Source organism: Zunongwangia sp. L-65 (assembly GCF_056859415.1).
The window spans coordinates 21,220-46,875 of record NZ_JBSXOK010000041.1; the positions used below are offsets into that span (position 1 = coordinate 21,220).

Here is a 25,656-nt window from a genome sequence, read left to right on the forward strand (position 1 = left end):
TGATTTTATTTCCTTTTATCTGTTTCTCTTGAAATAGTCTTTTCGAAATTATAAATAGCTTTTACGTTTTCTTCTGAGTTTGCGGTCTGTAACCAATTTGACCATACCATAAACCAACTCCATTGCGGTTGAGCTTCCAGTATATTTGGTTTTGGTAATTGACCCACTTCGCCAAGAGCAATTGGCTTCCCGTCTGAAAGTTTTAAAAGCTCTTTATAATCTTTTTGCTCATAATCAAAGTGATAAATATCAGTGGCAAGGATGTCAACATATTCATGACCAGGATAAAATTCCTGATATTCAAAAGCCTCGTCTTGTGGTATATCCCTTGGACCATTAGCATTCCACACCCAGATAAGATTATTTAGGTTGTGGTGATTCGTATAACGTTCGTACATTAGTTTCCATAATTTTTGATAACCTTCGGGACCTCTTTTATTTCCCCACCAAAACCATACACCATTCATTTCATGGTATGGTCTCCACAAAACCGGAACATTAGCTTCCTTAAGTTTCTTTAGATGGTCTGCAACATTATCAATTTGATCCAACCACTTTTCGTGAAGTGTAGTGCCTGGAGTTACTAACTCTTCCCAATCGGCATCGCTAATCTCGTTTTGTACACTATTAGCCCAGCCATATGGAGGAGTATCCTGAGGTCTTCCTACATGCCACATTAGTGTTATTATAGCTCCTTCCCGGTGTTTTTTGATAGCCGCCTCTACAATCCTTTCTCCTGGATCGTTTTCTCCATTCCAGTAAAAATCAGTTCCCCAAACCGCAGGGAATTTTCCGGTAATGGCTTCAACTTGATTATAAAACTTATCAGGTTCCTCATTATAGCTGTGCTGTCCGGATAGTATATTATCGTCTAAAGAATATATATAATGCAATAATTCCTTAGCTTCCTGGGTGGCATTTTTGTTCACCGGTGCTTTTTGGCTAAATACATTGCTAAAAAAGATAAGACTGATAAGCGTAACAGCGAATTTCATGTAATTTATTTTTAGTTTATTTATTCAATAGCTTGTCTGCCGCCAGTACTAAGAATAGGTAATCTGTAGTACCTCCTCCCAAAACATATTCGGTTTGTTGCCATAAAAAAGGCCATTCCAGCAATTCCGGAAAATCGGGACGAATTAATGCTGTTCCCGAGCCAATTCCGCCAGGAGTAAAAGAGAAATCGCCCCGGTTCATTCCATAAGCCTGGGTTAAGGAGCGAGAACCAACCCCTGATGCGAAAGAAGACGTATTTACACCGGGATGCGTCCCTAAAACAAAATTGAGTGCGTTTAGCATATATTTCTTCGGAAAGATTTCAGGAAAAGCGGTATGTAAAAAATACTGTTTCATCCCAAAATTCTGAATTCCCCATCCTGCACCCCAAATATCGGGTTCATAAGGCATTCCGTAGGGAGTTTGCGCTCCTAATTTTTCTACTTCCTGGTAATAATCTTCTACAGAAGCTTTTATTTTATTTCTGAAATTTTCATCTTGAATCTCATCAAAAACGGGTGCGAGAACCCAGCCGGTTTGCGCAATATTGTCAGCAAAAATTTTAGCATTTTCTTTTATGAAATCTTCATATTTCGCGTTAGAAGTACTTCTAAAAAGTTCTACACTTAAGCTGAGTTTGTGCACGGGATTATCTGTAGAGGTAGTTTCCCAGGTTTTTTTAGCAATTTCCAGGGCATCTTCAGCAAGTTCAGGATTAAAATCTTTTAGAGACCTGTAAGTGGCAGCCAGGGCCGCTGCACTTTGTAATTCCCTACGCGGATTTTCTTCGGTAAACACCCAGCGATCATCTGGCGCGCCTTCCCGGCCTAACGGAATTTCTTTTGAAGTACTGGTTTCTTTATAAATCTCGCCATCAGAATGGTTTACCGGGTCGCCCAACAAAACATATTGGTCTAAAGTAGGCACAATCACCCCACGATAAAACCGACCCAAAGATTTATAGCCATTTACAATATGTATGGTGCCGTGTTCTATTTGCTGAAGAAAATCTGGCTTTCCATCGGGTTGCAAAATATCTACGGTTTTTGTTTCCTGGTTTATGGTGGTATTATCATAATCTTCCTGAAAAATCTCATAAATATGCGAAAGTCCGTGGATGGTAGAAGCCTGGGATTCTATTCTAAGATCGTAATCTCCGGCATCGTGCCAACCACCGGCATCTAGCCCCGGTACGTGTTCGCCAGGTTGAAAATTGGTAAGGGTTCCAGGGCCTTGCAGGTAACCATCAAAATGATTGGTATCTACCGGCGCCATTCTCGCATCGTCTAAATGACAACGGCCATGCCATATTTTATATCTATCGTTTACCAACATATGGCACATTTGCACCGGTAAGAAATATTCTAAAGTGGGTTGCCAAACCTCACGTTTATAAACATCTTTGCTAATTTGAAAAGCTTCTGTAGTATAATCGCCGTATTTTACAACATACATTCCGGGTTCTTCGATTTTGGTAAAATCCAGCTGATAATATTTATACCTGAGAAATTCCCCCCAATTTGAAGGATTTTCTGAAAGAACTTCGGTAAAACCACCTTCATTATTTATCCGTAATAATTTCGCCTCTTTCAGGTTAGTATCATTTTTATCGGTTTCTATCACGGCAATTTTTTCCTGAGCGGGGTGATAACCAACCTGGGAAATTTGAACTACGGGATCGTATGTATAATCTTCCAGGGTGTTTGGTGTAATAAGCCATTCAATAGCATTTTTGGTGGCTCCTGAAGGCACAAGTGACCTAACCACAAACCAGCCATTACTATGCTGTGCACGGCCATCTATTAACTCTAAATTATTTTCTTTTAAGTTTTCAATTTTTAAAGTTTGCCTGGGCGTCCCGGGGGCAATCACCAATTCTTTTCCCGCAGCCATAGGCTTTATTTGGTATTCATCGTCTTCATCATAAGATCCCGGGCCATTTGCCTGCCGGTTAAAAAGACCAAATTCATTATCCATATAATAGGATTTTCCGAAAAGGTAGCCGGGGAAGAATTCGATATTCATACCTACTTTGCCGATCCATTCTTGGGGCAAAGCTTCATCAAGATCGACTACAATCTTAAAGGATTTTCCCTGAGGGATAATTTTTAGATTATAAGAAAACTCCAGGTCGGGATATTCAATAGGATTAAATCCTTTTCGATTTTTGGCTTCATCGGGATAAGCCATTTTTACGCTAATTATATTTTTTTCTCTGTCCACGACCCGTTCTCCAACTTTTGGTACCGGTTGCCATTGCCCGGGAGTGGGTTCCAGACGTAAATCTCCGTTGGTGGCGACTCTAATTCCATTTTGAATAATTCCAACCCCGCCCTGATGGCTTTCAGGATAAAAATCGTGCGCAAGCATCACATTTAATCCGCGCATTTCAAGGTATTCCTCATCGTTAATCCTTAAACTTTCGCCCTGGTTTTGTGCAATACCAACTTTCGTTAAAAAGCAGCACATTATAAAGGTGTATATTTTTAATTTCATTCTTATAAGATTTAGCTATAAAACTATGGAGATAGGTTAATAAGGATTTATACTATTTTATCAATTCATTATATGAATTTTTCAAAAGTGTATAAGGCAATGGTTTTCTTTTATCTTTAAATTATCAAAAATGAAATTTAACGATATTAAAAGTTAACAATGAAAAAAATTATCCTATTAGTGAGTTGTTTTAGTCTTTTGTATGCCTGCAATTCAAATAAGTCGAAAAAAGATAATAATGAAGTAGAAACAGAAAATTCAAACCAGGCGTTAATTGCTGAATTTGAAACTGCTGCAGATAAAGATTTATTAAAAAAATGGTATCCATTGGTAATAGATAAAGAAGACGGGGGGTATTACAGTCAGGTAACGCACGATTTTAAACTAGGTGAAGAGCATAATAAAATGGTTGTTACTCAGGCGCGCCATATTTGGACAAACGCTAAAGCTTCAAAACGAAATCAAGAAGATTCTTCTTATCTAAAGAATGCGGCCCATGGGTTTGAGTTTATGAGAGATATAATGTGGGATGAAGAAAATGGCGGGTTTCATAACCTAGTGAATAAAAGCGGAGAGCCTATTATTAAAAAAGGAGAAGCTAAAACCGCCTACGGAAATTCCTTTGCCATTTACGGTCTGGCAGCATACTATGACGCTTCTGGAAATGAAGAAGCACTTGATTTAGCGAAGAAAACCTTTAGGTGGCTTGAAGAACATAGTCATGATAAGAAATTCAAAGGGTATTTTCAGCATTTAGAAATGAATGGTACACCAGTTATAAGAACTGCCGAAATGGCTTCGACATCAGATATTGGGTATAAAGATCAGAACAGTTCCATTCATTTATTGGAAGCATTTACTGAATTGTACAGGGTGTGGCCTAATGATCTTGTGGGTGAGCGTTTAGAAGAATTACTTTTGATCATTCGGGATACTATCGTGAATGACGATGATTACATGAACCTATTTTTTGAGCGGGACTGGACTCCAGTATCCTTTAAAGAAAACTCTAAAGAAGAAATTAAGAAGCATTACTATTTAGATCACATTTCTCCGGGTCACGATGTGGAAACTGCTTTTTTAATGTTAGATGCTTCTGAAGCTTTAGGACTGAAAAATGATAGCCTTACCTTGCAAACCGCGAAAAAAATGGTTGATCATAGTTTAGAAACCGGTTGGGATAAAGAAGTAGGTGGCTTTTATGATGGCGGTTATTATTTTGAAGGAGAAGATGAAATTACTACTGTGAATGATAAAAAGAATTGGTGGGCACAGGCAGAAGGCTTAAACACTTTATTGATTATGGCTGAAAAATTTCCTGAAGACGAGACTAATTATCGCAAATATTTTAACGAATTGTGGAGCTATACTAAAACATATATGATAGACCAGGAGCAAGGAGGCTGGTATGAATGGGGAATAGATAAAACCCCAGATGCCAAAATGGCTTTAAAAGGTCATATTTGGAAAGCAACGTACCATAATTACAGAGCTTTAAGTCACGTGGCGGATAGGTTGAGGGAAATGAGATAAATTACCTAGACTATCTCATAAGCTGTGTAAATAGAAAAATAACAGGGGGCGCCGTCCCTGTTATTTTTTGTATAATTTTAAATGTTACACAGTTTGAATAAAGAAGATTTATTCAGTGTTGAATTTATGAAGTAGTTCAAAAAAGTGGTGATGAGCGCCATGGTTTTTTAAAACAATTGCAGAAGCGTGGCATACAGAAAATGTGTGAAGCGGAATTCGATGGTTATTTAGACTCTAAGATATTAGCCATAAGTCCAATACTTCCAATAGCCTCTATTGTTTTGATTAAAAAAGTTACGTGCCTAAAGGAAGCCACTATAATTCGGTCAAACCCTATCAGGAGTTGGGGTATAATCTTAAATCAGTTCCTTAGGTTCTATGAAAAAAGGGTCAGACTTTAAAAAAGTCTAACCCCTGTTATTTTAATTTTACATACTTTACGGGAAAGTGCCCTTCTTTTTTACTCGATAATCGAGATAAAGTGCTCCGAGGCTTGCCTTTAGATAGAATTAAATTATATTTTCCAATCTTAATGCTTCGTGAACTTGCTACGAACTAGTTTACTGATAATATTTATTCTATTCCTTTGGGCTAAGCCTAAAAGTGAGAACATCGTGTGCGGAAATTCGTGCTTTTAATTTTTTGTCTGTATCCTTCAGATTTTTATCTCTCCAGATATCTTCAACTTTAAAAGTTGTTTCGTTGAAATCTACAGCATAATCAAAATCAGGGTCTTCAATTTTGTGTTTTTCCCAGTCAAATTCAACGTTCTTTTCTTCATCAGCACGATTCAGGAAAGTTACTGCCCATTCCCCGTTGGAGAGTGGCTTGAACCAGGTTTCCAGACCATCTTCAGTATTGTATTTGAATGCCTGCACTCCAAGAGAGTCCTGGTTGATAGCAATCATTTTTTCATTGGTCAGAATATCTACTGTTTCAGGAGACATTTCGCGCAAATCATTTCCTGCAATTAAAGGAGCTGCAAGCATGCTCCACATAGTGAAATGCGCACGGTCTTCACTAGTGGTCATCCCATTACCAACCTCCATCATATCTGGATCATTCCAATGCCCGGGGCCGGCATATTTTCTCAGTCCCTCCTGCATATCTAGAATTTTTAGGACTCCCCAGGATGACCAGTCTCCATGATCTTCTTCACAATCCCAGCAATTGTAGATATCTCCAGTTGTTCTCCATGTATGTGCAACATCTTCTGCCCATTCCCAGGGCTGATTATCGCCCCACTCGCACATCGCAAAAAGAATTGGTCTTCCTGCAGAATATAAAGCATCCCTCATGGTACTATAGGCGCCAATTGGGTTAATATTTTCAGTATTACACCAGTCATATTTTAAATAGTCTATTCCCCATTCAGCATAAGTAATGGCATCCTGGTATTCGTAACCGCGACTTCCTGGTTCCCCCGCACAGGTTTCTGTTCCGGCATCAGAATATATACCTAATTTTAGTCCTTTAGAGTGAACATAATCAGCTAGTGCTTTCATTCCCGAGGGAAAGCGTTCAGGATCCACTTGAATAAAGCCTTTTTCATCCCTTTCTCCATGCCAGCAATCGTCAATAATTACATATTCGTACCCGGCATCTTTCATTCCGCTTGCCACCATGGCATCGGCTGTTTCTTTTATGAGGTTTTCATTAATGTCGCAGGCAAAGGTATTCCAAGTATTCCATCCCATTGGTGGGGTATCTGCCAGGTCTTCAGCTTTTTGAGCAATGCTGTTTAAACTTAAAAGTAATGCTAAAAAAATATAAGTGTTTGTTCTTATCATTATTATTGATTTTTTTGATTAAAAAAAATCCCTGAAAAAAAGATCCCAGGGAATATGGCTAATTAAATTTGTATGGTTTAGCGTTCTTCAAAGCGCACATTATCTATGGCAAAATTTAGAAGTGTATCGGCGCCTTCAAAGGCCATCCCAAATTCAGCATCTACCAGGCTGAAATCAGGCTGGTTTAATACAGATGCGGGAATGCTTACTGTTGTCCAGCTTCCATCGGTATCAAAAGCTTCTCCGGTATCGTTCCATGGCTGCCAATCGTAAAACGCGTCAACTCCTGATGTTGCATTAAACCTTATCCTAAATATTCCCTCACTTATTGGTTCCAAAGTATAAATATCAAACTTAAGGTTGTAATTCTCTAAATTTGCACCTACCATATTTGCCCCATAAAAGGTATCATCATTTCTCCAAAAGAGATCTTGCCAGCCGGTTCCCCCAGTCTGGAAATTAGTTCTTCCGTAGTTGCTTCCGTCCAAGCTAATGGATGGATCATTCTCTACAGTTGTATTTCCCCAGTATGGATCCTTACCATCCCAGTCAAAAAAGACAGCTTCACTATTTGCTACCGGCTCGGGCCCGCCACAACCCGGGGTATCGAAACGCACATTATCTATAGCGAAATTCAGTAAAACATCGGCACCTTCAAAAGCCATCCCAAATTCGGCATCTACCAAACTAAAATCTGGGACACCTAACACTGAAAGAGGGATTTCAACAGTTTCCCAACCATCTGTGGTATAAGGTTCCCCGGTATCGTTCCAAGGCTGCCAATCATAAAATGCATCTACTCCGTCTGAATCATTAAACCTAATTCTAAACATTCCTTCACTAATAGGCTCTATTACATTAATATCAAACTTTAATACATAATCCTCCAGGTTATTGCTTACCACATCGGCGCCGTAAAAAGTATCATCATTTCTCCAGAACAGATCCTGCCAACCGGTTCCACCGGTTTGAAAATTGGCTCTTCCATAGCTACTTCCATCTGGGCTGAGAGACGCGTCATTTTCAGAGGTTACGTTGCCCCAATAAATACCTTTATCATCCCAGTTGAAGAAAACAAGTTCTTCATCTCCAACAGGGCACTTTCCTCCTTCGTCTGAAGGTATTCCTAAAACAGGAACAAGGCTATTTGGAATAAGCACTCTATTTATTTCGTGAATTAAGCCATTTGTTGCACCTATGTTGGAATTTACAATTCCGGAGGGTATAGCGTCTTCAAAAGAGGGTCTTAGCCTTGCATTTTCCCCAGTTAAGTCGGCAGTAATAATTTCTTCTTCAAACAAGGTGGTTATTTCCCCGCCATCGGTAAGCTGGCTGCTCATTAAAGCACCTTCACGTAAATGGTACATTAAAAGGTTTGAAAGCGCTTCCAATTCTTCTTCAGATTCAAAATCATTCAAGCTTTCAAAATTTGTAATTTGTGCAAACAAGACTGTAAACGCATCGTTATTTGGAACAAAAGCTGTTAATTCCTGTTCTTCATCTTCTAAAATACTGGTTAAACCAGCTTTTTCAACGGCAGCTAGAAAGAAAGAATATCCCCTGTCTTCACTACGTTCTTTAAGGTTAAGCGTAGCTCCTAAAATTTGTTGAAACACATCTTCTGGCAATAGCACCTTATCTACACCGTGTACAACGCCATTTATTCCCTGGATATCGGTCGTGGTAAAATTGGTATTAGTGTAACTAGCATCAGATATCACTGCATCAGCACTAATTGTTAGAATTTCTCCTTGAAGGGTTGTTTGCTCGGTTTCGGCGATTACCGCTGATAAGGTATTAGCTCCTGAAACCACATGATGTTCTAAAACCTCCTGCAGGATGTCAGCAGGGATATCGCTAAGGTTTTCCCAACCAAAAGCTCCGTTAAGCTGCATCATGAAATTTTCAAAAGCTGCATTTGTAGGGGCAAAGACCGTAAATGGATAAAGTTCATTATCAGTAGCTGTGGTTGATAAAGCTTCATCAAGGCCAGCTAGTTCAATTGCTTCCGAAAGCATTGAGAAATTAGGGTTCGCCTGGGTATGATCATAAACAGTGGGGGGTAGAAGAACACCATCTATTTGATGTAAAACACCATTCGTAGACCCTATATCTGAGGAGTTTGCTATTACCGAAGCAGTTCCATTAAGGGATATACCACCCTCTGTATTTAAAAATAAACTTAGATTGTTCTCTTCCGGTCCTGTAGCCATTGTTGCAGTATAGCCTGTTGATAAAGTGGAAGAGAAATCGGCAGTAGTAGTACTTAAAATATGATTTAGTAAAATATTTTCTAATTCGGTTTCACTTAATCCTGAGATATCAACCTCATCAAAAGCACTGTTATTAGGAGCAAATACTGTGTAGGTCGTCGTACTCCTAAGTGTGGAGTCCAGTCCAGAACTTTCTAAAGCTCCGTAAAGGCTTGAGAGGTTCTGTGTCTCACTTATAATTTCACTTAAATTTCTTGGATCATCACCGAGTTGCGGGTATATCTCATCGTCCTTATCGCAGGAAGCCAACCCTGCAACAACAGCTAGAATAACCAGGTAGTATTTTTTTATCATTTCTATGTGTTTTAAATTCAAAAGCATTAATAGGCTTTACAGAGATTTAATTTCAGTAAAGCCCATTTTTTAAAGGCTACAGGAAGCCAAAGTCATCTATATAGAAAATATACTGAGCTTTACCAGTGCCTGAAGATTCCTGAAAGTCTATGCGATTAATTACCGCAGGTGCTCCTCCATTAGGGAAGAATTCCGAAAGCGGAATAACGTATTTAGTCCATTCTCCGGGAATTAGTTCTACTGTAACCTGTCCTGCAAAATCGTTGATTGCAATATTAACTGAGTCTCCGGGGTCTCCTGTTCCGTACAAGGAAACTGTGATAGATTCGTATTCATCAAAGGCTATGCTAGGCGATAGGAATGTTAATCCGGCCCACGCTTCTCTAACACTTTTTATAGAATACTGTCCGAGAGCTTGTTCTTCGGATTGAAGTTCAAAAGTACCTCCCCATTGGCTCATTTCCCAATCTGGATTTAGATCGTCTATGTAAATTGAATAATTAAACCCATAAGAATCTGATTGTGCGGAAGCCCCCCTTGAAGTTTCTATGTTAATAAATGCCTGTTCAATTCCAGATGGAACGGCAACGGTAACTTCGGTTTCAGTTACTGAGAGAATTTCGGCTTCTCTTTCTACAAGGTTACCAGCTTCTTCTGTTCCTGATGTGAAAATAACATTGGAAGTTTCCGAAAAATCGCCCCCCAAAAGTGTTACGGTCTTTATACCCTCCTCCGTAGTGCTCTCCGTGAAATCGGTTATGGTTAACAGTGAAAAATCATATTCTGTGCTTCCCGAAAGGTTTTCCAGGCGCAAAATATTATCCTGACCTACATAAGGTGCGGTTTCAGGTATTGTCACAAAGGTTAACTCATTTGTGGTTAGTGCGGGGTTAAAGCCTGCCCGCTCGCCATTAAAGTAAATTGCCGTTAATGTAGCCAGGTTTTCTCCTCTTATAATATACGTGTTCTCAAGTACACCCTGGGTAACTGGAACATCTTCACGAGCTTCACTCACACTAGTAATTACTGGGGGCTCATTATTATTCTCAATATCTTGCGTATCGAATTCGTCACTACAAGAGCTAACAGCTAAAAGTAAAATTAATAGCAAGAAAGAAATCGAACCGATTTTTATATTTCTTATATACATAATCTAGTCTTTAAAATTATTGTTCGTCATCAAAATCATATGGTACCGGTGCCTCAAGTAAAGCTGGATTATTTTGAGTCTCATTACTTGGGTATGGAAATGTTAAATCTTCCATGTTTGGAGTAAACATTTCAGAAGTTATGGTAGGCGGAGTAGTATCATTATTAAAAGTTCCTCGCTCAGTTTGAGCTAAGAAATCTAGAGCGAAATCTGGTCCCCTTCTAACTACATCATACCAGAACTCAAATTCAAAAGCTAGCTCAATCCTTCTTTCATGAAAGATATCTTCTATCGTAGGGTTTTCTATATTTTCGAGGCCAGCTCTTCTTCTTACTTTATTTAATGATTCTGTTCCTTCGGCTACTGAACCTCCGCCCATCAATGCTGCCTCAGCGTGAATAAGCAAAAGCTCTGCATAACGCATAATATAGGTGTTATTAGGATAACTTTGCATACCACCACCTCCATTAGTCTCTGCGTTTCCTACTACATATTTCTTAATTCCCACATTAGTTCCCTGGTGATTTACATTTTCGGAAACTGTGTATCCACCATTAAGATCAGGATAATAAGAACCTGGATCCATTATGGTTGCATAATAACGTTCGTCTTCTTCCTGATTCTCATAAGCTTCCTGTAAATCTATTGATGGGCCTATTGCTGAGTAACCATCGGAAAAACCAGTAATTCCTGCCTGTGCAAAAAGGGACTGCAATCCGTTTCCTTCTGAATATTGGCCTGAGGTAGACCATTGAAGTGCGAAAATTGATTCTGGATTATTATCATTTGCTGTTAAGAATAAATCATAATAACTTCCCGTTGGATCACCATCCTCTGCATCACCTCCGTATAATTTGAATTCGCCAGAGTTTATTACTTCATTTGCTAACCTATAGGCTTCGGAATAATTTTCTTCATAAAGATAAATTTTGGCTAACATTGCTTTAGCCGAACCACTTGAAACACGGGCATTATTTTCATAATTGGCGCCCCTTGTTTTTTCATCCAAGTTTTCAATGGCGAATTGGTAATCCCTTTTTATAAACTCATATACATCTTCAACAGGATTACGAGGTACTACCGGCTCCAGGACGTACTCATTGTTGTCTGCAATAATAGGAACGGAACCAAAGATTCTTACCAAGTAAAAGTATGCCGTGGCTCGTATAAAACGTGCTTCTCCGAGTGCATTATTAACTACATCCTGCGAAACATCTTGACTTACCGCATCCGGCAACGTATTAATTAGAGTATTTGATTGTCCAATTACTGCATATAATGACTCCCACGATTGAGTAAGGGTGCCGTGTTCTCCTGTTATGGCAAAATTGCCAAAATCTGAGTTTCTGGCATCCCAGGTACGACCATTTCCTGAACTTAACTCTCCAATGGCCCAGGCTACATTTGTGATAAAATTAAACCATGGTTTGGAATATAAATGATTTGTAGAATTTGTTACCTGATCCTCTGTATTATAAAAGGTATCTGCACTATACGAATCTTCTGGTGGCCGATCGAGGAATTCTTCACTACAAGCGGTGAATAATATAATTGCGGAAAAAAGTACAGTTAATTTTTTATTTATAAGGTTCTTCATCATCTTCAATTTTATAATTCAACATTTAATCCAAGGGTATATGTCCTTGGCGATGGATAACGCCCGTTGTCTAATCCCTGCAACAAGGCATTTTGATTATAGGCGCCAACTTCGGGATCGTAACCAGAGTAATTTGTAAAGGTGTATAGGTTTTGGACACTACCGTAAATTTTAAGGTTGTTTAGCCCTATTTTTTCTGCGAAATTTGAAGATAAATTGTAGCCCAGGGTTATATTTTGAACCCTTAAATAGGAGCCGTCTTCAATATATCGATCAGAAATATTGATGTTAGGGGTATCATTCCTGGCCAAACGCGGCGCAGAAGCATCTGGGTTATCTATAGACCAATAATCCAAAACAGAAGGAGATTGGTTTACATAGTAGAGGTTTGCGGCGGTTAAAGTCCTATCTACTGCGTTAAAAATATCATTTCCATAAGATCCCTGCAGAAAAACAGAAAGGTCAAAATTGTTATAAGAAAGGCTATTCTGGAAACCAAAAGTGAAATCTGGGTGCGGGTTACCTATAACGGTACGGTCATCATTATCTATTACCCCATCGTTATTGATATCCTTGTACTTTATATCCCCCAACCAGGTGGTCCCAAAAAGGGCATCTTCGAATGGTCTTCCAAATTGTACAGCAGCACCTTCAAAATCTTCAGTAGTCCTAAATAATCCCTCTACCTGGTAGCCGTAAAACATACCTACAGGATCACCAACCCTGGTTAGCGTAATGTTTTGGTTGGAATCGTTAAGGCTTATATCCCCATTTATTGTTAAATCTCCTAGCAATTCGTTTACTTCATTCTTATAATGAGAGAACGTAAGGGTGGAATTCCATTGCAATGCTGCTTCAGGAGCGGTACTGTAGGCAATTGTAAGGTCAAGACCTCTGTTTACCATCTCTCCAAGGTTTACCCATGGAGCTGTAATCGCCCCGGGGGAATTTCCGCCGGTAATAAAATCGGTTACCGCTAACTGATAAAGAAAATCTCTTGAGACTTTGTTATAAACTTCTACCGTAGTATTTAATCGTTGGTTGAACAGTGAGAAATCCAAACCTATGTTTGTTTGGGTAGATGACTCCCAAGTAAGCCCCGGATTCTCAAAATTAGCGAATTCAAATCCAGTGCCAAGACCTGTATTAATTGTATTTAACCTAACGCCGTAAGCAAAATTAGGGATAGCCTGGTTTCCTACTTCTCCGTAACCTCCATAAAGACGGATGTTTTGAATGGCATCAAAATCTTGCATGAAATCTTCGTTGGATAATCTCCAAGAAGCTGAAATGGAAGGGAAATATCCCCATCTGTTTCCTTCGGCAAATTTTGAGGAGCCGTCAGCACGTAGGGACGCAGTAACATTGTATTTATTATTAAATGAATAAATAAAGCGCGTGAAATAAGACTCCAAAGCCGAACTTCCGCGGTATTGATCTGTAAAATCGTTAGCATTACCTGTTCCTAAGACCGGCATTTCATTACCTACAAAATTCCCGTCCTGGGCGATAACACCTTCCCATTTAGATTCCTGAACTTCCTGCCCGAACAATGCGGTGATATCATGATTATCTCCAAAGGTATTGTTATAGGTAAGTAGGTTTTTAATGATCCAGAAATCATTATTTTCCCTTCTTACATTTAATTGATTCTCTCCACGATTCAAAGCTCCGTAGGTAAATGTTGGTTGAAACCTATCGCTAATATTATTGCCGAAATCTCCACCAAATTCCGTTCTGAAGGTCAGGTTTTCGTGAAAGGTGAATTCTGCGAAGAGGTTACCAAAAAAGCGGTTTCTAGTAAGGGTGTTATCTATGTTTAATGCTTCTGCTATTGGGTTTCTTATACCGTAGGCGATTTCCTGTTCTGTAACCGGTCCAGCAAACGAACCATCAGGATTATAAACTGCAGTGGCAGGATTGTTTAAAAGGGAAAGCGAAATAATACCATTACTTGCATTATTCAAAGTAATTTGATCGTTCGTGCGGCTACCTGTTAAAGTAATTCCTGTTTTGATCCAGTCGTTTACGGTAGCATTTACATTAGCTCGAACCGTTGTTCTATCAAATGAGGATCCAATCACTGTTCCTTCCTGATCAGTATGGGAGGCTGATAGGAAATAATTGATATTTTCTGATCCTCCGGAAAATGAAAGCTCGTGATTCATCTGAAATGCATTATCAAATATCTCTGCCTGCCAATCGGTTCCCGGGCCCAATAAATCTGGATTTAAAAACTCAATCTGTTCATCCAAACCGTAGATTGCCCCAATAGTATTTTGTAGTGTAGCATACTCCTGGAGGTTCATCACGTCTATTTTATTTGTAGGTTCCTGAACTCCAACATAAGTGTTGTAGGTAAGTCTTCCCTGCCCTTTTTTCCCTTTTTTAGTTGTAATTATAACCACCCCGTTTGAACCTCTGGAGCCGTATATTGCAGTGGCAGAGGCATCTTTTAAAATGTTAATAGATTCAATATCATTAGGGTTTATAGAAGCCAGGGGGCTGACATCTGTTGCTCCGGTTCCTGCTCCAATACCACCATCAGCTGTTGAACGCCCGCTTGTAGCAATATTCCTGGAATCTCCAGATACAGGTACGCCGTCTATAATATATAGAGGTTCACTTGAACCCGTAATGGTATTTACACCCCTAATTTTTACGGAAACTGCGCTACCTGGCTGCCCGGAATTTCGTGTAACCATTACACCGGCTGCTTTTCCCTGCATAAGTTGGTCCACTCCAACTTGCGGAATATTTTTAATGGCTTCCGCATCAATCCTGGAGACCGAACCACTAATTTCCTCTTTTAATTGAGAGCCATAACCTATAACCAGAACTTCATCCAGACTCTCAGAATCTTCGCTTAGAGTAACACTTAATTGTTCCCCACCAGCAACTTCAACCTCTTTGCTTATAAAACCAATAAAGCTAAAAACTAAAGTGGCACTTTCACCGGTATTAATTTCAAAATTACCGTCAAAGTCTGTGGTGGTCCCGTTACTAGTATTTTTTACTAAAACGTTTACGCCTAATAATGGCATACCGTTTTCATCGGTAACTGTTCCGCTTACTGTTTCTTGTGCTTGAATTTGTTGAAATGAGACCCCAAGAAAAAAGATTAAAAAAAGAGGAGGGTATTTTATGAAACCACTCCATCGTTTTAGTAGAATTTTGTACATAAAGACTATTGTTTGAATATTGTTTAAACAATTAAGGTTTTAGAGATTTTGATAGACTTGTATTGAGGCATCTATAAAATCAGACCTAATTTTTTAGCATACTCAAAAATAGCTTAAAAGTTAAGTTAGTGTTAATATTATTTTATCATTTGCTAACAATATTTTTCCATTTATTATGAATGTGCAAAGGAAACCGATTTAAAATTTTGTTATTAATAATTCGAAACAATTAAATTGCTAAAATCTAATTACAATTTCTTAAAAATTGAACTATTAATGATCGGTTGTAGTAAGTATAGTTCTAATGAAAGCACCAGACTCTGACCAGGATTCTTTTTTCCCAATATCTTTTGGAAGGGAGTTAGGTTTTAAAGCGGCAGAGGCTTCATCTTTATCGGCGATAGACCAGTTACACCAAGATATGTTATATCTATCCATAAAATCGAACCATTTCTGGGTATTTTCTTTATAGACTTTACCATCTCCATTTGCTTCTGTTGTGCCAAATTCAGTCACAAAAATGGGCAATCCTGCTTTTATTGCCTTTTCTGCTTTGAGCATCAATTCTTTCTGATGTGTACCAGCATAAAAATGAAGGGTATATGCAATATTATCTTCCTTTATTGGGTTCTTTGCGGCTAAGTCTACATCCTGCGACCAGTTTGGTGTGCCACAAACGATAATATTGTTTTTGTCAAATTTTCTAATCTCCTTTATGATTTCTGTGTGATAAGGTTTTAAAACCTCATTCCAGGAAACATCCAAAGGTTCATTATATAGTTCGTAGATTATATTAGGGTGATTTGCATATTTTTTTGCAGTTTCTTTAAAAAACCGCTTTGCTTCGTCTAAATGGTTTTCGGCATTATGGTCGTGCCAGTCTACAATAACATAAAGGCCTAATTCAATAGCAGCATCAATTACGCGGTAGACTTTCTGTTTTTCCTGTTCTGGGTTTTTTAAAAAACCTTCATGTTCTATCCCCATTGCTGCTCTTACTACATTTATTCCCCAGTCTTCTTTCAGATTTTTTATAGTTTCATAATTATAATATTGAGGCTGCCATTGGCTCCAAAATAAAGACATTCCTTTAAGTTGTATGACTACGTCCTTCTCGTTAAGAAGCCGTGTGCCTTCAATTTTTAGCTGGCCGTTGAGCTTAACTGGGGACTGGTCTTGTTGTGCCTGAAGACTGCTAAAGATTAGAATAGCACAGAGGAAAAAGATGATTTTCTTTGTCATTTTATTTATAGTTTAGAGGACTCTTTTTATTCCACGGAATTCTTCCCGGTACTGGCTTGGTGTACAATTTTTATTTTTTTTAAAGACCCGGTTAAAATTTGCAATGTTATTGAATCCGCATTTAAAAGCAATTTCTGCAACGCTAAGCTCCTTTTCTATTAACCACCTAGCTGCATAGCCTATTCTGGTATCATTTACATATTCAATAAAAGTTTTTCCAGTTCTTTTTTTAATAAAGCGATTGAAAGATACCTGGCTCATATTTACCAATTCAGAAATTTCAGCGAGGGAGATTTTATTATGATAATTTTCCTGAACATAATCGTAAATAATCCTTATCTGCTCACTATTTTCAAAATCTTTGTTATTAGAAGTATATGTGGATAAGAGACGTTGATTTCTAGAAGTAGCTAAATCGTGCAAAATAGAAATCAGCTCGAGAAAGTAATCAATACTATCAATTTTAGATAGCTGAAGAATTTTAGGTTTAATTTCATTCGCGATTTTTTCTGAAAATAAAATGCCGTGAGCAGATCTTTCAAACATATCCTTAATAGGCTTCATAATTCTTCGGCTCAACAACCTAGTATCAAATAAGTCATCGTGAAACTGAATAGTAATTTCGTGAATTTTGTCATTGGTGCAATTATAAAGTTCCCAGCCGTGTTGAAGGTTGGGGCCTACCAGTACTAATTCTATGTTTTCAATTTCCTCAAGACTGTCACCGATAACTCTTCTAACTCCTCTGCCATTCAAAATAAAATTTAGCTCATATTCGGGATGAAAATGAATGGGAAAGTCAAAATCATCTTTAATTCGGTCGAAAACAAGAAAACTATCTTCTGGAGCTAAAGGTGTGATTTCTCGATGAACATCTCTTGTCATAAATTTGATTTTGTTAGAATTGGAAAAAATTTCATCATTAAATGACAAAATCCTATTAATTTGATATTAACAATCGTGCTATTTTTGATTTTTAATAATTAATAGCTGCTTCAAAATAGTTTTTAATAAAAAACTGAGGTTAAATATAAAATAACATTTTTTTAATAATAAAATATTTTGTCATTTTTCTTGCCTTTAAATTAAATCCTAATGAAGAAAATTTTCATATCAGTAATACTTATTCTTCTTTATTTGAGTGTAATTAGTTGCGGAAGCTCCTCAAACCTTGATTTAAGCAATATTAATACTGCAAATGAAAAAGCCACGATAGGAACCAAAATTCTCTACAAAAAAATAGAGGAAATTTCGAAGCAAGGAATAGCTTTTGGTCACGAAGATGCAACGGCCTACGGTGTGGGTTGGAAAGATGATGGCGGGAAAATACAAAGCGATGTAGAAAAAGTAACCGGTAAATTTCCAGCGATACACGGCTTTGATGTAGGACATATTGAATTAGGACGATCACACAATTTAGATACAGTTTCTTTTGAATTAATGAAAAACCATATTAAGAAAATTCATAAAGAAGGGGGTATGATTACCATAAGTTGGCATCTTAATAATCCGCTTTCTGGGGGTAGTTCATGGGACTCAATTCCAGCTGTAGCATCGATTCTAGAGGGTGGAAACCAAAGAAAAAAATATGAATTATGGATAGGGAAACTTTCCAGTTTTTTAAAATCGCTTCAAGATGAAAAAGGGGACTATATACCTATAGTTTTTCGACCTTTTCACGAAATGAATGGTTCTTGGTTTTGGTGGGGAGGAGAGAATACTACACCAAAAGCTTACAAGCAATTATGGAAGGAAACTTATAGTCTTCTAAAGAAACAAAAGGTTAACAATTTATTATTCGCATTTTCACCAAACACTCTGAGTTCAAAGGAAGAATTTGATACGTACTATCCGGGAGACGATTTTGTTGATATTATAGGTGTAGATGTTTATAATCACGATGGAGATGAAGCTTTTACTAAAAGTTTAATTTCCAACATTGAGATACTAAAAAATAAAGAACGAAATTCAAACAAGCCTTATGCGCTAACCGAAACTGGTAATACTAAATTCGGCGAAAACCCAAAATGGTGGACAGAAGCTTTGTATCCAGGAATTGAAGGCACAGGAATATCTTGGGTACTAGTATGGAGAAATGCGCGCCCCAATCATTTTTTTGCTTCATTTAAAGAAGATGTTGCTAAAGAGGATTTTAAAGATTTCGAGGAATTGAAAGAAATATTATTTCTACCTGAAGTTAAAAAAATCGATTACTAATAAAAAATAAAGAATGCTACAGGAGCTTGATATCCTAATTATACTATTATATCTAATTGGTACCATAGTTATTGGCCTTGCCTTGAGAAAAAAGGCCCAAAGAAGTAAAGATGATTATTTATTAGGTGGTAAAAACCTGCCCTGGTACATGATGGGTCTTTCTAATGCTTCTGGAATGTTTGATATTTCCGGGACTATGTGGTTAGTTACATTAACCTTTGTATATGGTTTTAAAAGTATTTGGATTCCTTGGTTATGGCCTGTGTTTAATCAAGTTTTTTTAATGGTATACCTATCAGCATGGCTCAGAAGATCTAATGTAACTACCGGTGCAGAATGGATTTTGTTTCGATTTGATAGTGGACGTGGCGGGAGATGGTCGCATACAATTATTGTAGTTTTTGCTATTTTAAGTTGTCTTGGTTTTCTAGCCTATGGATTTATTGGATTGGGAAAATTTGTAGAAATTTTTATGCCGTGGGAAATTATTTCAGCCTACGTGCCATTTAATGTTCCTCCGGCTTACATACCTCATTTTTATGGAACTATATTCACTCTTTTTGCAGTTTTCTATTCAGTTTTAGGTGGTATGTCTGGAATCGTCTGGACCGATTTATTGCAATATTCTATAATGACAATTTCTTCTATTGCTATTGCAGTAATTGCGTGGCAAGCTATGGGCGAGAATACACTTAATGTTCCCGAAGGATGGGCAAATCCCTTTTTTGGTTGGGAACTTAATATGGATTGGTCTGGAATAATCAGTGAAGTTAATACTAAGATAGCTTCAGATGGATATTCGCTTTTTGGAATATTTTTCATGCTTATGTTGTTTAAGGGAATTCTATCGAGTATTGCTGGACCTGCCCCGAATTATGATATGCAGAAAATTTTATCTACAAAATCACCTTTAGAAGCGGCCAAAATGAGCGCCTTTTCAATAGCGGCTTTAATTCCTACACGATATTTAATGGTAGGCGGTTTTTCAATATTAGGTTTGTTGTTTTACGAAGAATTAAACTTAACCACTGCTGGAATTATTGATTTTGAAAAGGTACTTCCAGCTGCAATACAACAATTTGTTCCTGTAGGTTTATTGGGACTTTTATTAGCTGGTTTATTAGCTGCTTTCATGTCTACATTTGCAGGAACCTTAAATGCAGCCCAGGCTTATCTTGTAAATGATATTTATTTAAAGTACAGAAATCCGCTAGCTTCATCATCAAAAGTGAAAGTAATGAATTACAGCAGCGGAATTGTTGTTGTATTAATAAGCATAGTGCTAGGCTTTTTTGTACAGGATGTCAACTCAATTCTACAATGGATAGTTTCCGCTCTATTTGGTAGTTACGTAGTTTCTAATGTTCTCAAATGGCACTGGTGGAGGTTTAACGGTGAGGGATATTTTTGGGGAATGCTCTCTGGGATTATTCCCGCACTGATTTTTCCAATTTTTACGGATACGCTAGATTTATATTATTTCCCCATAATCCTTTTAATTTCAGTTGCAGGAAGCATAATCGGAACCTATTCGGCACCTCCAACTGATGAGGAAGTTTTAATTAATTTCTATAAACAGACAAGACCATGGGGTTTCTGGAAACCTATTTATAGTAAAATTAAGGCTTCAGAACCCGGTTTCGAGAAGAACACAGCATTTAAGCGTGATATGTTTAATGTAGTGATAGGCACACTTGCTCAAACCCTTTTAGTGATTATTCCATTATACTTAATAATGCACAAAAATATTTCAATGATTGTGTCTATTGTAATTCTCATTATATGTGTGATAATACTGAAGAAAAATTGGTGGGATTATATTAAGAATGAACCAAATATTACCAGAAAATAAGTTTAAACCTATGCAGAAAAAACAAGCAACCTGTAAAATACCTGGTTACGATAAAATTCGGCAAAAGCATCAAGAATTACTTGAAACTCCAAATATGCCGGTAGATGATTCAAATGGAGTATTTATTAGATATCAAAACCCTGTCTTAACAGGAGCCCATGCTCCTCTGGAATGGCGGTACGACTTTAATGCGGCTACCAATCCTTTTGGATTGGAGCGAATAGGGATAAATTCAACCTTTAATCCAGGTGCGATAAAATGGGGCGGAAAATATCTTTTAGCTGTTAGAGTAGAAGGTAATGATCGCAAGTCTTTCTTTGCTATTGCCGAAAGTCCTAATGGAATAGATCATTTCAAGTTTTGGAAAAAGCCTATTGAATTGCCACAGACTGAAATTCCCGATACCAATGTGTATGATATGCGCTTAACCAAACACGAAGATGGTTGGGTTTACGGTGTTTTTTGTACAGAAAGAAAGGATACCAATGCACCTCAAGATACTACTGCTGCGGTTGCAAATGCCGGAATAGTTCGGACAAAAGACCTAATTCATTGGGAAAGGTTACCAGATCTTATTTCTAGCTCTGGACAGCAACGTAATGTTGTGCTACATCCTGAGTTTGTTAACGGAAAATATGCAATCTATACCCGTCCGCAAGATGGTTTTATTGAAGTGGGAAAAGGAGGTGGAATTGGACTAGGTTATATCAGCGATATTACCAATCCGGTTTTAGAAGATGAGAAGATCATTAACCAAAAAGCTTATCATACGGTTTATGAAATGAAAAATGGTTTAGGTCCGGCACCAATTAAAACTGAAAAAGGCTGGCTGCATTTAGCCCATGGTGTAAGAAATACTGCGGGAGGATTACGCTATACACTATATCTTTTTATGACTGATCTTCAGGATATTGATAAGGTGATTTACCAACCTGCAGGTTATTTTATGGCGCCGAATTATAAAGAAACAGTGGGGGACGTCCCCAACGTTCTTTTTGGTAACGGCTGGATTACTGACGATGATGGGAAAGTATTTATTTATTATGCTTCTTCAGATACCAGGTCTCATGTAGCCGTTTCATCTGTAGAGATATTGTTGGATTATGTGATGAATACTAGGCAGGATAAATATACTTCATTAGAATCTGTTAAAGCAATTCTTCAGCAGGTGGAAAGTAATAAGACAATTACAGAAGGGTAATAGAATGCAGGTAGAAGCGGAAAAGTTTCAACATCAGCTAAAAGCTGAACTTCAAAATATTCTATCTTATTGGAGGGAGTATGGTGTAGATGAAATGCATAACGGGTTTTTTGGAAAAAGAGACCACTTTAATAATTTGATTGAAAAGGCAAATAAAGGTGTTATTCTAAATACCCGATTGTTATGGAGCTTTTCTGCAGCATGTAACTTTAATAATGATCCTGAATTAAAAGTTCTGGCTTATCGTGCATACAATTACCTAGAAGCAAATTTTTATGATCATTTAAATAAGGGATTTTTCTGGGAATTAGATTATTTGGGAAATACCGTAAATACTCGAAAACAAATCTATGCTCAGGCTTTTAGTATTTATTCTTATGCTGAATACTATAAGTTATCAGGAGAGGAAAATGCCAAAGAAAAGGCATTGCAAACTTTTGGGTTGGTTGAAAAACACGCGCGGGATTTTGTTGATAACGGTTACCTGGAAGCTTTTCAGGCGGATTGGAAACCTATAGAGGATATGCGACTTAGTGAGAAGGATCAAAACGCTCCAAAAACAATGAACACCCACTTGCATATTTTGGAAGCTTATACCGCCTTATTGCAAATTACAGGTGATATCAGAGTTAAAGAAGCTTTAGAGAATTTGATAAACCTATTTTTATCAATTTTCTTAAATAATAAGACCGGCCATTTCGGATTGTTTTTCAATGAAAAATGGGCATTGCAAAATGCGGTAATTTCTTACGGTCACGATATTGAAGCTGCCTGGTTACTAATTGATGCTGCCAAAACAAGTGGTAATTCATTGTTGATCACTGAAACTACTGAGGCTGCAATTCTTGTAGCAGATACTTTTCTGAAAGAAGCTTATGTAAAAAACAAGGGTGTTATTAATGAAAAAAATGAAGAAACCGGGGAAACCGACTTAGACAGGCACTGGTGGCCACAAGTTGAAGCTATGTTGGGTTTACAATATGCTTTTAATATTTCGGGAGATAAAAAATACCAAGCTGCGATATTGGATATCTGGGATTTTACCCAAAACAATTTAATAGACAGGCAAAATGGCGAATGGTTTTTTAGAATAGACCAGGCCAATAAACCTTATATACAAGAAGATAAACTAAGCATGTGGAAAGCACCTTACCATAATTCCAGGGCGCTAATGATGCTTTTAAAAGAAAAAAGATGAAAAAACTTAGCTATTTTTTATTGGTATTTGTGCTTTTAACAGCCTGTAGTAAGGATGATGAGATAATTAACGAACCAGACGAGGAACAGGGAAACCCTGAAGAAGAAATTCCGGAAGAACCTGAAGAAGAAACTCCAGAAACTTATGCTTTTGCGCCGGAAGAAACACTAAGCTATATGGTAGATGCATCGGCTACTGCTGAAACGGTTGCTTTATTTTATAACCTAAAATCGGTTTCAGATAATCATTTTATAGTAGGCCAGCAGGATGCATTCAGCTCGTTCTTTGATGGAAATGATGGTTTTTCTGATATGAAAAAAACTACACTAAGCGATCCTGGCTTGTTGGGGTCAGACTTTATGTTTATAACCGATGATCAAAACGATGGTACTGCACAGAACTGGTTTTATCAGCAGGAGCAACAAATTATAAATAATGCTTTACGCGCTTATAATAGCGGAATGATTAATGCTTTTACCTGGCATCTTCGGGAACCTTATGAGGGAGAGACCTTTTATTCCGATGAAATGACCGAATTTCAAAGGCAAAATGCTTTTAAAAGTATTCTTCCCGGTGGTGCAAATCACGACTACTATAAACAAAAACTGGACAAGGTTGCTGAAGTTTCTCTAAATATGATAGGAGAAGACGGTACGCTTTCTCCCATTATTTTCCGACCATTTCACGAGTTTGAAAAAGACTTTTTCTGGTGGGGGGCTGCTTACAGTACCCCTGAAGAATTTAAAACTGTATGGCGTTTTACGGTAGATTATTTAAAGAATGAAAAAAATGTTCATAATCTACTTTATGCATTTTCTCCCGATAATTCTTACTTAACCAAATCTGCTTACCTGGAGAGATACCCCGGCGATGAATATGTAGATATTTTGGGAATGGATAATTATGGCGATCTTATTGCCCAGGATGGTTCTGGTTTAAATGCTGCCAACCAAAAATTACAAGTAGTTTCAGATCTTGCCAAAGAGAGGGTAAAAGTAGCTGCCCTTACAGAAACGGGCTATTTTGTAACTCCTTCCCAAACCAGCCTTGCCGAGAAGTTTTATTCTGAAAACCTCTATGGGGTACTTACGAATAATGATGTGAATATTGGTTTTATGATGTTTTGGCAGAACTACGAAGATTCTTATACCGTACCGCTCCCGGGAATGGATGGCGAAGAAGATTTTGTAGACTTTGTAGCAAAGGATGAACCATTATTATTGAATGATATGCACGATTTCTACAGTCTTCCAAACTAATTTTGTGTTGTAAAACTTGAAGCTGGCAAGCCTGCTACGTTAAAAATATTGGAGCTTGCTGTATTCTGCCAGGAGTACCTTACAAACACAGGGTTCTTAACTGCTTTGGCTTTTAAATGAATTATATTGTTTTTAATTTCCATTCTAGCAGGATAGAATTTTTTATCAGATCCGGCAATCTCAAACTGAGATTCGGGATTTTCCCGACCAATTTTTAAACCTTCTGAATACTTAAAATGTACTTTCACTATTTTTCCTTCAGTAGTTATATAATCAAACTGAGGGGCGTGGGCTTTAATCTTTTTTCCGTAAACTTCAGCTAAAGCCAGGTTGGCAAATCTTATTCCAGGTGTGAGTTTATCTTGAGGATGGATGTCGTGAATATTTCCTACATCACTGGTCATCACCATTCCTGTTTTTGATAATTTTAAAACCTTTCGTTGCGCGTCTCTTACCTTTACCCCCGCAAACCCCTCTCCATAATCATATGGAGCAATTTGAGCATAGTAGAAAGGAAGATTTTCTTCCCATTTGCTTCTCCAGCTTTTAATCAAACTGGTAAAAATCTCTTCGTAATAATCAGCATTTATGGTATTAGATTCTCCCTGGTACCAAAGTATTCCCTTAATTTTCATTGAACTTATGGGGTAAATCATAGCGTTGTATAAAAGAGCAGGTTTTATTGGTCCCCATTCATTTTCCTCTAGCATTTTAGCAGCCTTCTTTAAAGTATCATTCTTATTAAATAACACTTCAGGCATCCATACTTCGGCCGGTGTACCTCCCCAACTGGCATTTATAATTCCAATTGGTACATTTAAATCTTCCTGTAATTTTTTAGCAAAAAAATAGCCTATTGCGCTAAAATACTTCATCGTTTCCGGTGAACTTTCTACCCAATTCCCTTCTAAATCTATTTGTGGTGAATCGGCTGTTCTGTGGTCAACGCCAAAAAACCGAATATTTTTGTTTGTCGAATTCCTAATAGCAGCTATGGCATTGTTTATCCCTGCTGAAGCACTCCATTCCATATTAGACTGTCCCGAAATTAGCCACAGCTCACCTAGTAAAAGGTTTTTTAGGTTTACCTGGTTGTAGCCGGTAATAGTTAATTGGTGGGGTCCTTTTTTTGCGTTCGTTTGTATCTCTATGCTCCACATAGCATTTTTATCGGCTTTGGTGGTGTATATTTTATCACTCCAGGTAGAACTTATTTCTATTTCTTCCCCTGGTTTAGCCCAACCCCAAATGTTGACGTTGGCTTCACGTTGCAATACCATATTATCTCCAAAAACACCTGGCAGACTGACATTTGCAAAAGCTGGCGCTTGAGATAGGAAGCAAAGGCTAAAAAGGATTAATAATTTTTGCATTAG

Annotated in this window: 16 protein-coding genes and 1 pseudogene; 7 read left to right on the forward strand and 10 right to left on the reverse strand. The window is 37.7% G+C overall.

Annotation, left to right across the window (positions count from 1 at the left end):
• Window positions 1–5: 5 nt before the first annotated feature.
• Both AC13DP_RS04520 and AC13DP_RS04525 read right to left on the reverse strand, forming a co-directional pair.
• Complete coding sequence (locus tag AC13DP_RS04520; RefSeq protein ID WP_347406480.1) at window positions 6–995, reverse strand: glycosyl hydrolase; 990 nt, start codon at window positions 993–995, stop codon at window positions 6–8.
• Between the two features lie 16 nt (window positions 996–1,011).
• Entirely contained in the window at window positions 1,012–3,492 is a 2,481-nt protein-coding gene (locus AC13DP_RS04525; protein WP_347406479.1) for a glycoside hydrolase family 9 protein, read from the reverse strand.
• Window positions 3,493–3,651: 159 nt separating this feature from the next.
• Between AC13DP_RS04525 and AC13DP_RS04530 the strand changes: the two genes are divergently transcribed.
• Together AC13DP_RS04530 and AC13DP_RS04535 are read left to right on the forward strand one after the other, a co-directional pair.
• Window positions 3,652–5,025: an AGE family epimerase/isomerase gene (locus tag AC13DP_RS04530; RefSeq protein ID WP_483067368.1), complete on the forward strand. Its 1,374-nt coding sequence runs from the start codon at window positions 3,652–3,654 to the stop codon at window positions 5,023–5,025.
• Between the two features lie 93 nt (window positions 5,026–5,118).
• Window positions 5,119–5,255, forward strand: a pseudogene (locus tag AC13DP_RS04535) (IS256 family transposase); the annotation flags it as partial.
• 348 nt (window positions 5,256–5,603) lie between these two features.
• Here the strand turns inward: AC13DP_RS04535 and AC13DP_RS04540 are convergent.
• The 7 genes from AC13DP_RS04540 to AC13DP_RS04570 form a co-directional block, all read right to left on the reverse strand.
• Entirely contained in the window at window positions 5,604–6,815 is a 1,212-nt protein-coding gene (locus tag AC13DP_RS04540) for a glycoside hydrolase family 27 protein (RefSeq protein ID WP_483067369.1), read from the reverse strand.
• Between the two features lie 77 nt (window positions 6,816–6,892).
• A complete protein-coding gene (locus AC13DP_RS04545) occupies window positions 6,893–9,382 on the reverse strand; it encodes a glycan-binding surface protein (RefSeq protein WP_483067370.1) in 2,490 nt (829 codons plus the stop codon).
• Window positions 9,383–9,458: 76 nt separating this feature from the next.
• Window positions 9,459–10,532, reverse strand: coding sequence for a hypothetical protein (locus AC13DP_RS04550; protein ID WP_483067371.1), 1,074 nt, complete (start codon window positions 10,530–10,532; stop codon window positions 9,459–9,461).
• Between the two features lie 16 nt (window positions 10,533–10,548).
• On the reverse strand, window positions 10,549–12,132 hold the full coding sequence (locus tag AC13DP_RS04555; protein WP_483067372.1) for a RagB/SusD family nutrient uptake outer membrane protein: 1,584 nt from the start codon (window positions 12,130–12,132) through the stop codon (window positions 10,549–10,551).
• Window positions 12,133–12,140: 8 nt separating this feature from the next.
• Complete coding sequence (locus AC13DP_RS04560; RefSeq protein WP_483067373.1) at window positions 12,141–15,311, reverse strand: SusC/RagA family TonB-linked outer membrane protein; 3,171 nt, start codon at window positions 15,309–15,311, stop codon at window positions 12,141–12,143.
• Between the two features lie 273 nt (window positions 15,312–15,584).
• Entirely contained in the window at window positions 15,585–16,553 is a 969-nt protein-coding gene (locus AC13DP_RS04565) for a glycoside hydrolase family 5 protein (protein ID WP_483067374.1), read from the reverse strand.
• 12 nt (window positions 16,554–16,565) lie between these two features.
• Window positions 16,566–17,438 (reverse strand): AraC family transcriptional regulator, encoded by an 873-nt coding sequence (locus AC13DP_RS04570; RefSeq protein ID WP_208223738.1) that lies wholly within the window; start codon window positions 17,436–17,438, stop codon window positions 16,566–16,568.
• Between the two features lie 210 nt (window positions 17,439–17,648).
• Here AC13DP_RS04570 and AC13DP_RS04575 point away from each other — a divergent pair, with 210 nt between their 5' ends.
• Genes AC13DP_RS04575 through AC13DP_RS04595 form a run of 5 tightly spaced genes read left to right on the forward strand, consistent with a single transcriptional unit; the run spans window position 17,649 to window position 24,280 of the window.
• Entirely contained in the window at window positions 17,649–18,770 is a 1,122-nt protein-coding gene (locus tag AC13DP_RS04575; protein ID WP_483067375.1) for a glycoside hydrolase family 26 protein, read from the forward strand.
• A gap of 13 nt (window positions 18,771–18,783) precedes the next feature.
• Entirely contained in the window at window positions 18,784–20,622 is a 1,839-nt protein-coding gene (locus tag AC13DP_RS04580) for a sodium:solute symporter family protein (RefSeq protein ID WP_483067376.1), read from the forward strand.
• Window positions 20,623–20,632: 10 nt separating this feature from the next.
• On the forward strand, window positions 20,633–21,823 hold the full coding sequence (locus AC13DP_RS04585; protein WP_282016999.1) for a glycoside hydrolase family 130 protein: 1,191 nt from the start codon (window positions 20,633–20,635) through the stop codon (window positions 21,821–21,823).
• 4 nt (window positions 21,824–21,827) lie between these two features.
• The gene (locus AC13DP_RS04590) at window positions 21,828–23,021 is read left to right on the forward strand and encodes an AGE family epimerase/isomerase (RefSeq protein WP_483067377.1); all 1,194 of its coding nucleotides are present in this window, start codon (window positions 21,828–21,830) and stop codon (window positions 23,019–23,021) included.
• On the forward strand, window positions 23,018–24,280 hold the full coding sequence (locus AC13DP_RS04595; protein ID WP_057482368.1) for a glycoside hydrolase family 26 protein: 1,263 nt from the start codon (window positions 23,018–23,020) through the stop codon (window positions 24,278–24,280). The genes AC13DP_RS04590 and AC13DP_RS04595 overlap by 4 nt, the downstream gene beginning before the upstream one ends.
• Here AC13DP_RS04595 and AC13DP_RS04600 read toward each other — a convergent pair.
• Window positions 24,277–25,653 (reverse strand): sialate O-acetylesterase, encoded by a 1,377-nt coding sequence (locus tag AC13DP_RS04600; RefSeq protein ID WP_483067378.1) that lies wholly within the window; start codon window positions 25,651–25,653, stop codon window positions 24,277–24,279. The genes AC13DP_RS04595 and AC13DP_RS04600 overlap by 4 nt on opposite strands.
• Window positions 25,654–25,656: the final 3 nt, after the last annotated feature.